At 41.4% G+C, this 13,536-nt stretch carries 11 protein-coding genes; all 11 read right to left on the reverse strand.

Annotated elements, in window-relative coordinates; genetic code table 11:
• Positions 1-5: 5 nt before the first annotated feature.
• The 11 genes from ACFINL_RS05860 to murD all read right to left on the reverse strand — a co-directional run bounded on the left by ACFINL_RS05860 (position 6) and on the right by murD (position 13,535).
• Positions 6-899, reverse strand: coding sequence for an outer membrane protein assembly factor BamD (locus tag ACFINL_RS05860; protein ID WP_375612003.1), 894 nt, complete (start codon positions 897-899; stop codon positions 6-8).
• Positions 900-1,057: 158 nt separating this feature from the next.
• Positions 1,058-1,942 carry a UDP-3-O-acyl-N-acetylglucosamine deacetylase gene (lpxC, locus tag ACFINL_RS05865; protein ID WP_375638332.1) on the reverse strand — a complete coding sequence of 295 codons (885 nt, stop codon included), beginning with the start codon at positions 1,940-1,942 and terminating at the stop codon, positions 1,058-1,060.
• A gap of 214 nt (positions 1,943-2,156) precedes the next feature.
• Entirely contained in the window at positions 2,157-3,929 is a 1,773-nt protein-coding gene (gene ftsZ, locus ACFINL_RS05870) for a cell division protein FtsZ (protein WP_375650995.1), read from the reverse strand.
• Positions 3,930-3,992: 63 nt separating this feature from the next.
• Positions 3,993-5,294: a cell division protein FtsA gene (gene ftsA, locus ACFINL_RS05875; RefSeq protein WP_375650999.1), complete on the reverse strand. Its 1,302-nt coding sequence runs from the start codon at positions 5,292-5,294 to the stop codon at positions 3,993-3,995.
• Positions 5,291-6,202, reverse strand: coding sequence for a cell division protein FtsQ/DivIB (locus tag ACFINL_RS05880; RefSeq protein WP_375611999.1), 912 nt, complete (start codon positions 6,200-6,202; stop codon positions 5,291-5,293). The genes ftsA and ACFINL_RS05880 overlap by 4 nt, the downstream gene beginning before the upstream one ends.
• Positions 6,190-7,110 (reverse strand): D-alanine--D-alanine ligase, encoded by a 921-nt coding sequence (locus ACFINL_RS05885; protein WP_375611998.1) that lies wholly within the window; start codon positions 7,108-7,110, stop codon positions 6,190-6,192. The genes ACFINL_RS05880 and ACFINL_RS05885 overlap by 13 nt, the downstream gene beginning before the upstream one ends.
• A 237-nt stretch (positions 7,111-7,347) precedes the next feature.
• Complete coding sequence (gene murB / locus ACFINL_RS05890) at positions 7,348-8,325, reverse strand: UDP-N-acetylmuramate dehydrogenase (RefSeq protein ID WP_375638334.1); 978 nt, start codon at positions 8,323-8,325, stop codon at positions 7,348-7,350.
• Entirely contained in the window at positions 8,303-9,730 is a 1,428-nt protein-coding gene (gene murC / locus ACFINL_RS05895) for a UDP-N-acetylmuramate--L-alanine ligase (RefSeq protein ID WP_375632331.1), read from the reverse strand. The genes murB and murC overlap by 23 nt, the downstream gene beginning before the upstream one ends.
• The gene (murG, locus tag ACFINL_RS05900) at positions 9,714-10,850 is read right to left on the reverse strand and encodes an undecaprenyldiphospho-muramoylpentapeptide beta-N-acetylglucosaminyltransferase (RefSeq protein ID WP_375638335.1); all 1,137 of its coding nucleotides are present in this window, start codon (positions 10,848-10,850) and stop codon (positions 9,714-9,716) included. The genes murC and murG overlap by 17 nt, the downstream gene beginning before the upstream one ends.
• Entirely contained in the window at positions 10,843-11,997 is a 1,155-nt protein-coding gene (locus ACFINL_RS05905; protein WP_375638336.1) for an FtsW/RodA/SpoVE family cell cycle protein, read from the reverse strand. The genes murG and ACFINL_RS05905 overlap by 8 nt, the downstream gene beginning before the upstream one ends.
• Before the next feature lie 143 nt (positions 11,998-12,140).
• The gene (gene murD, locus ACFINL_RS05910) at positions 12,141-13,535 is read right to left on the reverse strand and encodes a UDP-N-acetylmuramoyl-L-alanine--D-glutamate ligase (protein WP_375613367.1); all 1,395 of its coding nucleotides are present in this window, start codon (positions 13,533-13,535) and stop codon (positions 12,141-12,143) included.
• Position 13,536: the final 1 nt, after the last annotated feature.

Consider the following 13,536-nt stretch of genomic DNA (forward strand, 5'->3'; position numbering starts at 1 on the left):
GAGAATCAACGTACCCTCTTCTTGTCACCACCTAAAGCATTTGAGATCCAAGAAGATTTATGCTCACGTGGTGATATTTTATTCTTCTGCAAGAGATTATAAGAAAATTTATACCACTCACTTTTGGGATAATTACGTCCTAAAATAGCTGCTGCCGTCTGTGCTTCCGCCGTTAAGCCGAGAGCAAGATTAACCTCAGTCAAGCGGAAAAGTGCTTCTTCAATTTGATTTGTATCAGAATACTCTTCAACTACGGTACGAAACCGTCTACTTGCCGCAAGATAGCGCCGCCCCTCTTCATAATAACGGCCAATCTGCATTTCTTTACCAGCCAGTTGTTCGCGACCAAAACGGATTTTATCCTTAGCATCCTTGACATACTCAGAATTAGGATAACGCTCTATAAGAAGCTGCATAGCAGCAATAGCACGTTTCGTATCACGTTGATCACGCGTAACATCAGGAATCCGACGGAAAGAAGAAAGACCAATAATATAGTATGCATAAGCCGAGTCAGTCGACCCTGGATAAAGAGTAATATAGCGTTGAGCCATACTAATTGAATCATCATACTTTCCGAGTCGATAATTAGTAAAAGCACCCATGACCAAAGATTTACGTCCCCAGTCTGTATAAGCGTACTGTTTTTCAATCTTCAAAAACTTCTTCGATGCATCCCCAAGCCGCCCACTTTCAAGGCTAGCAAGCGCCTGATTATATAAAACATCTGGTGGCTCTATTTTCAAAACATAAGCAGATGGATCAAGGGTATTTTTCTCTTTAAAGAGGCATCCCGCTAACATACAGGTGCTTCCCAAAAGCACCACCCCCAATATCTTGCGTACAATGTTAGATTTTCTATATGTCATATTTCCAATGCACACATGAGATTTTTTCATAGTTTTTCCGGCCTCCACAGAATATCACCTTGTAGCAAAAACAATTTATCAAAGGTTTTATACCATATCACTTTAAAATCCACATAACCAATTTAGCAGTTTAGGTCAATCATCCCCTTAAAAATCAAATAAACGATAAAAAAATCTTGCCAATTTTTTTACTTTTTCTCTAAAAAGCTTTTTTCATAATATGATTCGTCTGCCAAAACAGCCTTCACCAATTGCGCATTAATTCTATGCCCACTACAATAAGAACGAAATAATCCAATAAAAGGTGCCCCAAGCAAAGCAGTATCACCAATCGCATCAAGCATCTTGTGCCGAACACATTCATTCTCCCAATAAGGACCATCGGGATTTAAAATTTTATCATTAAGGTCGATAACAAGAGAATTTTCCAAAGAAGCGCCTCTCGCCTTTCCAGAAAGCCTTAATTCTTCCACGTCTTTGATAAAACCAAAAGTGCGCGCACGTGACAAATCATCCCTAAACCCTCGTGTGGTAAGATCAAAACTGAAATGTTGCTTACCAATAGCAGAAGAAGGAAAAGAGATCGTTATATCAAAACGACGTCCATCGAATGGCAAAAGCTCTGCAACACCATGAGCTCCTTCAACCCGCACGGGCTTTTTTATAATGAAATAAGAACGCAACGCATTTTGCTGTACAATACCAACATCTTCAAAAGCTTGGCAATATAGCCACGCTGAACCATCCAAAATAGGAATCTCATTATGTGACACTTCAATAACAAGATTATCCAAATTATAAGCAGCAATTGCCGCCATCAAATGTTCAATTGTTTCAACCCTTACATCTCCATCTCCAAGTACTGTTGATAATTCAGTTTCTCCTGTTTGCGATGCATGGGCTTGAAATATTTTCTCTGTTCCGTCTAATCCACAACGCTTAAAAACAATACCACACCCAACATCCGCTGGACAAACCTTTACCACTGACAAACAGCCACTATGAACGCCAATCCCCTTAAATGTTACTGCTTTTTTAAGAGTAGACTGATATTTTGGTACTAAATTCATCATATCATTTTATTAAATTGCTTGTACATCTTTTAACAAAATTTATAAAACTATAAAAAATATTCATAGTAAATAATAAAAAAAAACCGCTTATTGTAAGCGGTCTTTTTAAAACAAAGTATTTTATCCAAAAAACAGTAATATATTTTACTGTATAATTTTTGACTGAGCATTAAAGAAATAATAAAATTTCTTACTTTACCTCATTTTTCATCAATTAATTTGCCTGACGACGTAAAAATGCTGGTATTTCCAACTGATCTTCTTCACTTATAAAAGTACGCTGATCTTGTGGTACCTGAGGATGCAGCTCACCAGAACGACGTGGAACATAAACAGAAGCATCTTGAGAAAGCGCCTGAGAGTTTTTATTGTAAACATGAGAATCTTTCTGCTGAGACGATCTAACAGCAGGCTCCAGCCTCGCTTCTGGCTCAGCTTCTTCACGATGTGTCAAGCTCTGTTTCAAACGCTGCCAAAGATTACGAGGACCTTGATCAGTCACAAATGTTCTTTGACTTTGTCCATGAGCAACAGGTGGAAAATCCTTTAACTCAGGCATACGCATTGGAGCGCGCGCTTGCATTTGTTGCATTTGTTTTGGTTGCACTGGCTTTTCTTTTTGCTTCATAAGCCCTGTCATCTCATCAAGAACATGCGCTGTTGCCTCCATACTCACAGGAGCCGTCATCGCCTGTTGAGAACCACGGCTTACTTGCATACGAGGCACATTGGATCTCTGTTCCTGAACAGCATTTGAACCATACGCAACAGCATTCGTGGCACTTCGTGTCGTCATTGCTTCTGCAGGTTGTGCAAAAATTTGACTTTTGGGACGGAACTGTTCTCCGGTTGATTTACCCTTCTCTATTTCAAGTGATTCGATCACTTCTACCATTGACTCAGAACGCAGAGGCGATGATTGAACATGAAAAGAACTATGTGACGTTCCAGGATCGCTCTTGCGTATTGAAGAAGCAGGCCTTTGAATCTGAGGATGAGAGGACTGAACCACATCACTAACTTCACGATCAATACCGGTGGCAACCACAGAAACACGAATAACACCTTCCAATGACTCATCATCAATAGCGCCAAAGATCACATTCGCATCAGCATCTACTTCTTCACGAATACGATTAGCAGCTTCATCAACCTCAAAGAGAGTCATATCACGACCACCCGTAATAGAAATCAGTAAACCACGCGCCCCACGCATAGAAGTATCATCTAACAATGGGTTCGCAATAGCAGCTTCAGCAGCAGCCAAAGCACGCCCATCACCAGATGCCTCACCGGTTCCCATCATGGCTCGACCCATTTCGTGCATAACAGAACGAACATCAGCAAAATCAAGGTTAATCAAACCCTCTTTAATCATCAAATCCGTAATGGAAGCAACACCAGAATAAAGCACTTGGTCAGCCATAGCAAAAGCATCAGCAAATGTTGTCTTATCATTTGCAATACGGAAAAGATTTTGATTGGGAATAACAATCAATGTATCGACAGACTTTTGTAATTCTTCAATACCAGCCTCTGCCGTTTTCATACGACGTGCGCCTTCAAACTGAAAAGGCTTTGTCACAACACCAACAGTCAAAATACCTTTTTCACGCGCTGCGCGAGCAACAACGGGAGCAGCTCCTGTTCCAGTTCCTCCCCCCATACCAGCAGTAATGAAAACCATATGAGAGTCTGCAAGATGATCAATAATTTCATCAATACATTCCTCCGCCGCCGCTTGCCCAACTTCCGGTAAAGCACCAGCACCCAAACCTTCTGTCACAGCTGCCCCAAGTTGGATAACACGTTCAGCCTTTGACATAGCTAAAGCCTGTGCATCCGTATTTGCAACAACAAAGTCAACTCCCTGAAGACCAGCATTTATCATATTATTCACGGCATTCCCGCCACCACCTCCAACACCAAAAACGGTAATGCGTGGCTTCAATTCCGCGATATCTGGCCGATGCAGATTAATCGTCATTTTCTTTTCCTTCTCATAAGACACCGCAAGCCAAAGCGATGAAATTTATCCAACTAGACTTAACTAAAAACTCTCACGCAACCACTGACCAACACGCTGAAAATACCCACGCGTGCCCATCGATAAATGATTTCCTGCCGCCTGCATTGTTTTTTCTTCAAAACCCACCAATTGCGGATAAATTAACAACCCAACAGCAGATGTAAACGCCGCCCCTTTTGCAAGAGAAGGAAGCCTCGAAATACCTAAAGGCCGCCCGATACGAACATTTCTTCCTAATATAGTACGTGCCATTTCTGGCAATCCTGTTAACTGGCTTGCTCCCCCAGTCAAAATAACACGTTTACCAATGATGTGACCAAAACCAGAACGATTTAAACAATCACGGACCATTTCTAAAATTTCTTCAACACGCGCACGAATGATACGCCCAAGAACTGCGCGAGGATATTGAGTTTCACGCTGTTCACTCCCAATTTCTGCTACATTAATCATTTGCCGCTCATCAGCACTTGTTAAAAGTGCTGAACCATAAACAACTTTTAAACGTTCCGCCTCTGTTAAAGACATAGAAAATCCGCGCGCAACATCAAGAGTGACATGATGCCCCCCAACAGCAAGAGCATCTGCATGAATAAATTTCCCCTCAAAAAACACTGAAAATGTTGTTGTTCCACCACCAAAATCAATACATGCAGCCCCTAAATGCGCCTCATCATTCATCAAAACAGCAAGACCACTTGCAAAGGGAGTGGCAACCATTGCTTCAACACTCAAATGTGCACGATTAATACAAGTTTCTAAATTACGCAAAGAGGCTGTTTCCGCTGTTACCACATGCACATCGACACCAAATGTTTCCCCTGCCATGCCAATAGGATCAAAAATTCCTTTATCTCCATCCAATACATAAGAAACTGGAACTGAGTGCATAACATGACGTTCAGCATCAAAGGCTTTGCGCGAAACATCTGAAAAGGCCATACGCATATCACGCTTGGTGACTTCACGACCATTCAAATGGACCATTCCATTAATCAAAGCACTTTGTAATCGACTTGAGGAAAAATTCACAATCACTGAATCCACCACCAAACCCGCCATTTTTTCTGCCGCATCAACAGCCAAGCGTATTGATTGCTCTGCTGCAAACATATCCATCACAACACCAGATTTAATACCACGTGAACGCTGCACACCAAAACCTAGAATTTCCGTAGAATGTGTACGACCATGTAAATAGTGCGCATGCTTCAAAGGACGCAAACAAGCAATAAGACAAACAATCTTACTTGAACCGACATCAAGTACCGTTAAAAAACGTGTTTTACGCCCCTTCAAATGATGTGATCTGAGTAGCATCATAGGCTTCCTGCCTTTCGCGCTTTTAAAATACGTTCTTCTTCTGCTACAGTAGTATGATAACGCTCCAACGTTTCATCTGATAAAGAAACAGTAATTCGATCAGCAAGACGTAAATCAACACTGAGAATATCGCGAGATAAAAGATCTTGCATTGTACCGGACGAAACAAGAGAAGAAAGCCTTTCAAGCGCACCACTTTCAGGCAACATAACGCGCATTCCATTATTCAAAACAAGATCCCAACGTCGATCACCTACCCGCACAAAAGCACGAATACGATCATATACTTCCGGATAGACTGACAGCGCTTGAATAAACACTTTAGCAGCATTTTGTGCACCCTGCCCAACCACAAGAGGTAAATCCCGAACAATTTCTCCTTTAAAAGGCACAATGACACGACCTGTATTATCAACAATATCCATTATGCCATCATGTTGCCAAATGGCATAGGGTTCACGCTCCACGATGGAAATGCGCATTCTATTGGGATAAATTTTCTGAACATTAGCCGATTGCACCCAAGCCTGTTTTTCCAACAGAGAACGCGCTCTTTCAACATCAAAAGTGAATATAGAAGGCGCAACATCAAGTTTTAAAATTTTAAAAATATCCTGCTTTGCCAAGCGCTTATTACCGCTTATATCGACATGAGTGACCACAAAACTACTATCCAATATGATCGTATTTACGATCACAGCCATCTGACCACTTGATGAAAGTCCATAAAAAGCCGTAACAAAGAAAAACCACACAACAGCAAAAGAGCCAAAATGGCGTGGAATATGAATATTGACAAAAACAAACTCAAACATAAACCGAAGAAAACGACGATAAAGACGTGGCAAAGCCGGCACTGAAAGCACCTCCATCGGAACATTTGTTTTATTAACATTCAACGCATACATGATGCGTCCTCCACCATCCATTGAACAATATCGCCGTAAGTACGGCCGCTCGCTTTTGCAATATCAGGAAGAAGAGACGTCGAGGTCATACCTGGTTGCGTATTAATTTCAAGCCAAACCAATTCTCCCGTTTTTTCATCAAAACGAAAATCAGAACGGCTAACACCTCGACACCCTATCGCCTGATGGGCTGCTAAAGACATTCTTTGCACACTTTGGTAAATATTTAGTGAAAGTTGTGCAGGACAAATATGAAGAGAACCACCCGTTTTATATTTTGAGTCATAATCGTAGAATGGAAAGTGTTTATCGGGAAGAATTTCACACACATCCAGCACTTCGTTCCCCAAAACAGCACAAGTCAATTCACGACCAGGAATATATTTTTCAATCATCACCTCATCGGCATACCCCCACTCAGCTCCCCCAATATTATGCGGCGGTGCAGCTTCATTTCCTTGAACAATGACAACACCAAAACTTGATCCTTCACACACAGGTTTAATTACATAAGGAGGCTCCATGGGATGCGTTCGGCCCAAAGCAAAGCGGCTCATGATACGAGAAGGAGCAACACAAACCCCAACATTTGCAACGATAATTTTTGCACGTCCCTTATCCATTGCCAAAGCAGATGCCATCACGCCAGAATGAGTATAAGGAATTTTTAAATATTCAAGAATCCCCTGAATCCGGCCATCTTCACCAAATGGACCATGCAACGCATTGAAGGCAATATCGGGCTGCAACTGTTCAAGAACAGAAGCAATATGAGCATCAACATCCACGCGGCTCACGCGATACCCCTGCACCTCTAAAACATCAGCACACGCCGCCCCTGAAGATAAACTTATAGACCGTTCAGAAGAAAAACCTCCCATTAACACAGCTATATGTTTATCTTTCATAATAAATCACCCTCTTTCGCATACTATATGTAGTCTATATAGAATACATCAGCACTACATACAGGAAAAACAAAGTTTATCCTTGCGAATCAATAACCTAGCATTTTGCATAATGAATCAGACTCAAAAGCCTGATGCAAGAGATTCTTTGTTAATTTATTGATTCTTAATAGAAATTTTTTATTATCTCTTTGAAATGACTCAATTTTTTATTTTCACTTTTTAGTGAACAATAAATCAATGAAATGGATCAAAAGGAGAAACACTTCGACCACGCTCAAATTGACCAATACGCTCTATTTCCCATTGTAAAAGGTGGGCTGAATTTGCAAAAACACGCGCACGCACTGTTTCTCCCAATACTTCAAGATCATATCCTGTTGCTTGCCCTGTATTAATCATAAAATTACAGTGCATTTCACTCATTTGAGCGCCACCAATCCGTAAACCACGACACCCTGCTTCATCAATCACGCGCCACGCAGATCCATTCTCAGGATTTTTGAAAGTTGATCCCCCTGTCTTTTCACGAATAGGTTGCACAGTTTCTCTGTGGAGGGCAACTTCATCCATAGCAGCACGAATATCATCTTTATTGCCGAGTTTTCCTTCTAATAAAGCAGCCGTAAAAATAAAATCTTTAGGAATATCACAATGGCGATAGGAATAATGCATATCTTCCACACTCAAGATATGACGTTGCCCTTTACGATCCAGCGCATAGACCTCGACAACACGCGCTGCGGTTTCAACACCATTCGCACCTGCGTTCATTTTGAGAGCTCCTCCAAGACCTCCAGGAATACCATGATAAAAATGAAAACCTGCAATCTCAGCTTCTAAAGCGGCAGCAGCTAAATGTTTATCCGCCGTACCAGCACCAACTAAAAAGCCTTTTGGAGAAACTTGCTTCACTTGCCCAAATTTTTTTGGCGAAAGACGAATCACAACACCAGGAACCCCCCCATCACGCACCAGAAGATTAGAACCAATACCGACAATTGTTACAGGAACAAATTCAGGCAAATTTTGAAGAAAGAGAGCCAAATCTTCTTCATCGACAGGCTGATAAAAAAGCTCTGCCAACCCGCCCGTGCGAAACCACGTTACCTTACGCATCTCAACATTAGGTGTAAGCTTTCCTCTCACGCCACCTAACAGTGGTTGCAATTGCGCCAATAGCGCCTCACCATCAATGTGCTGAAAATTTATCATGACCATCCAATACCGCTAACTGATGAGGCAAAGCACAAGCCCATTGTGTGATATTGCCAGCACCAAGAAAAACAACATAATCCTCTGCCTGAGCAAATTTTGAGACAAGAGACACAACATCTTCCAAACCATGTATCAAGCGCACATCACGATGACCCGCCATTTTAATATGCTCTACCAATTCTTGAGAACCAAATCCTACAATAGGCTCTTCACCAGCCGCATAAACGGGCGTAATCAACACTGTATCTGCATCATTAAAACAAGCAGCAAAATCATCAAATAAATGATACAAACGCGAATACCGATGGGGTTGTGCAATCGCAATAACACGCCCTTTTGCACTCTCACGTGCAGCACGCAAAACAGCCTTTATTTCAACAGGATGATGTCCATAATCATCAAATATTTCAATGCCACGCCAACTTCCTGTTCGCGTAAAACGCCGTTTTACTCCGCCAAATTCTGCTAAGCCCCTTTTTATAGCTTCATTTGAAATGCCAAGTTCATGCGCAATAGCAATCGCCGCCGTTGCATTGGCAACATTATGCTGCCCTGCCATGGGCAAAAGCAAATTTTTCAACTCAATCTTTCTTCCTGTTTTGCGTGAGCGAACAAGAACATCAAAATGCGTTTTTTGACCATCCATCGAAAGATTAAGAAAACGAACATCCGCTTGTGGATTTGCACCATAAGTGATCACCCAACGATCATCAATACGGCCCGCCAATGACTGAACCTCTGGATGATCAAGACACAAAACAGCAAAACCATAAAAAGGAACATTTTCTACGAATTGCCGAAAAGCCTCACGCACAGCATCAAAACTTCCATAATGATCCAAATGCTCAGCGTCAATATTAGTAATAACAGCAATATCAGCAGGCAGCTTTAAAAATGTACCATCACTTTCATCAGCTTCAACAATCATCCAATCGCCATCTCCCGTACGAGAATTCGTACCATAAGCATTAATAATACCGCCATTAATCACCACTGGATCAAAATGACCAGCATCAAGAAGGGCTGCGACCATTGATGTGGTGGTTGTTTTACCATGTGTACCACCCACTGCAATTGCACGCCGAAATCGCATCAGCTCCGCCAGCATTTCTGCACGTCTGACAAGCGGCAAATGTCTTTCCTTTGCAGCAATATACTCAGGATTTGTTTTTTTAACGGCAGTAGAAAAAACAACAACCTCTGCATTCCCTAAGTTTTCAGCACAATGACCTATATGAACGTTAATTCCTTTTTTCCGCAAACGTTCAACATTTGCACTTTCAACTTGATCTGACCCTTGAACTTTATAGCCAAGATTATAAAAAACCTCCGCAATTCCACTCATACCGATCCCCCCGATTCCGATAAAATGGATAACGCCTATATCAAGTGGCATTTTCATTAAAAAGCTCCTCTTTTATATCTGACAACAATCGCCCTGCAGTTAAGGATTCAGCCATATCAGCAAGGCGACGGGTTGCATGAGGTTGTCCAACTTTTTTTGCAGCAAGCGCTTGTTTTTCCAATAAATGGGGCGCACAACAAGCGTGCATTAAAAGAGAAGAAAGCTTTTGTGCATTTAAATCTTTTTCTGATATAATTTGTGCTCCCCCCACACGAGCAAGCAAAGCTGCATTGGCAGCCTGATCATGATCTAAAGCATGGGGATAGGGAACAAGCAGAGCAGGTCTACCAATCACCGCTATCTCACAAACGGACGAAGCCCCAGCGCGCGACAAAATAAAATGAGCATGTGCCATACGTTCAGCCATATCATCAAAGAAAGGAGCAACTTCTGCTTGTACCCCCATATCACGATAGATTTTGATCAACCTTCCTGCTTCACCGCGGACTTGCTGTACAATTCGTAAACGTTTACGGTTCTTATCATCAAATAAAGCAATAGCTTCTGGAACAATATGTGAAAAAGCAGAAGCCCCTTGACTACCTCCAAAAATCAAAAAATTAAATGGCTTTTCTCCCTCTGAAGAATGATAAGGAATTTTGGCCGCCTTCAACACAGCCTCACGGACAGGATTCCCCGTCAAAAGTATTTTATGAGCATAAGCGCCATTTGGCGACAACAAACCACCAGCGATTGCACGCACAAAAATTGCCAACACCCGATTGGCACGCCCCATAACAGCATTTTGTTCATGAATAAATGTCACACGCCTCGTTAAAGCCGCAATAAAAAGAGGAGGAAAGCTCGGATACCCCCCAAATCCTCCAACAAGAACAGGACGTAATTTATAAAACAACGCCAACGATTGCCCCATACCCCTTAGCAAAGACCAAAACGTCTTTATCAGAGCAAAAGGATGGCGTCGTGTAAATGTTGCCGATGAAACGATATGAATATGCTCTTCATCAAAACACCGAACAAAAGGGCGTGCTCTTTCATCTGTTATTAAATGAACATCATATCCACGCTGCCTTAATTCAACAGAAAGGGCTTCAGCAGGAAAAAGATGTCCACCTGTACCACCAGCCACCAAAATAATAACTTTTTTATCATTCATAAGGGGTATCCAAGACAGAAGAGGAAGAAAAAGCTGAAAGGCGCGCTTCTGGCCAACGACGTGTTAAACTAAGCAAAATGCCCATTGAAAACGCAATCGCCACCATCGAAGAACCACCATAAGAAATAAAAGGCAATGTCATACCTTTTGGAGGAATTAAGTGAAGATTAACGGCCATATTAATAGCTGATTGAAAGCCAATCATCATTGCTATGCCAGTAATACCAAGACGTATAAAGGAATCACGTGTATTCATGGCTATATACAATGAACGCATAACGATAAAGCCAAACAGCATCATAATTAATAAACAAAGAATAATACCATATTCTTCAGCAGCAACGGAAAATACAAAATCTGTATGGCTATCAGGAATGATACGTTTTACTGTGCCCTCCCCAGGACCTTGCCCAAACCAACCACCATTCAAAATAGCCTCACGTCCCACATCCACTTGAAACGTATCCCCTTCACCTGTCAAAAAACCATTGATCCGCTCGCGCACATGATGCAGAAAAAGATAAGCTAAAATAATTCCTACAACGCCTAAAATGAGAAAGAGAAAAATAATAGTAAGAGGGACACCAGCAATAAAAAACAGCCCCCCCCATGTTGCACTTATTAAAACTGTTTGTCCAATATCAGGCTGCAAAACCAGAAGCACACAACAAATGGCATAAAGTAGAATCGCTAACGTATAACCCAGAATGCCCCTCTTGCGTATCTGTTCCGAAAAAAGCCAAGCGGACATAACCACAAAAGCTGGCTTCATAAACTCTGAAGCCTGTACAGAAAAACCAAATAGTAGAATCCACCTCCGTGCTCCCTTTAATTCTGGACCCCAAAATAAGGTTGCAACCATAAGAGCAAGCGTTACAATGAGCAAAAGAGCACATAAACGACGAATATTAGAAAGCGAAAAAAAGGAAATGGTAACCATCGTAAAAAATGCTGAAATGCTAAAAATGATATGCCACCGAACAAAATAAAAACTATCAGCAATTCCGATTTTTTTTGCAATAATAGGGCTGGCAGCAAAAGACAGCATAATGCCAATTCCCATTAAAATTAAACAAGCTGCAAAGATAGAGCGATCAATCGTCCACCACCAATTAGCAATTGGATCTCTATCTGCACGCGTCACCATGGTATCCACCTTATCCATTTTATAAATTATCTCAAAGTAATATGGTTCCCCAGCCTGTTTAACAAACACTTTAAAAACTAAATTACACAAAAAAAGATTCTGGAGTCTTAACGCAAAAATATTTTTTTATAACTGATGCTTTTTTATTGTAACTGCATCACAAAAGAGACAAATGCTTCGCCTCGCATTTCATAATTTTTAAATTGGTCATAACTTGCACAAGCAGGTGACAAAAGAACCGTCACCTCTTTTTCCTTACAACCCATTGCGTCAACAGCTGCTTCACGCACCGCATTTTTCAAAGTTAAGCTCATAGAAAAGGGAAAAGCAGATCCAATAGTGCGAGCAAATTCTTCCGCCGCGCTCCCAATCAAATAAGCTTTACGAATTTTAGGAAAAAATTCTCTAAGAGACTCTATCCCTCCCTTTTTTGCCTGTCCTCCAACAATCCAAAAAATATCATTAAAGGTGGAAAGCGCAGGAGCTGTTGCATCTGCATTAGTAGCCTTGCTGTCATTGATAAACAAAACCGCCCCCATTTTACGCACCTGCTGCATACGATGATCCAACCCTTTATAACTTGCCAAATGCTTGTTCACAGAAGGATCGGTTATTTTTAAAGCCTGCAATGTTGCTAATGCCATAAGGGCATTTTGCGCATTATGACTCCCACGTAACCCCGCCATAGGAGCAAGATCTGCAAGCATATGACTCTGTCCTTGACGAACAGAAAAGAGCTTGGTCCCATCTGCATAAAAACCATTTTCAACAAAATGATCCTTGGAAATTGCCTCAATTTGCTTCCCATCATGAAGTAACTGTTGATATAAAACCCGACAAGCTGCATCATCAACTGAAATGAAAGCCTGAGAAGCCTGAGCAATCAGATGCCTTTTGGTTTGCACATAACAGGCAAAACTCCCATGTCGATCAATATGATCAGGTGTTAAATTCAATAAAAGTCCAATGGTCGGCTGAAGAGAGGGAGTAAGATCAATTTGAAATGATGAACATTCAATCACATAGATACGTTTTTTAACAAATGGCTTAAGCGTCAATATTGCTTTTCCGATATTTCCCCCCATCTGCACATCATAGCCCATTTTTTCCAACAAATGCGCAAGTAAAGCCGTTGTGGTTGACTTGCCATTCGTCCCCGTAATCGCAATGAAAGGAACATCTTGGTCACACAAACCATAATGTTGTAAAAAATGCTGGCGCGCACGAACAAATAATTCAATATCACCGATAATTTCTATATTTTTTTTTCGTGCTTTTTCAACAATCCAATGGGGCTGAGGATAACTTAAAGGAACTCCAGGAGCTACAATCAATGCAACAAATTCTGACCAATCTTCATAACGGAGATCTCGTGTTGGAATATTGTGCCGAAAAGCCATTTGCACGCTTGAAGAACTATCATCCCACGCCACCACTTCTGCGCCACCGCACATCAATGCTTGTGCCGTTGCTAGTCCAGACTGTCCCAATCCAAACAGAGCAACTTTTTGACCTTTATAACACGTAACAGAAATCACA

The sequence above is a fragment of the Bartonella sp. AA78NXGY genome, from assembly GCF_042197005.1.
Classification (GTDB): Bacteria; Pseudomonadota; Alphaproteobacteria; order Rhizobiales; family Rhizobiaceae; genus Bartonella.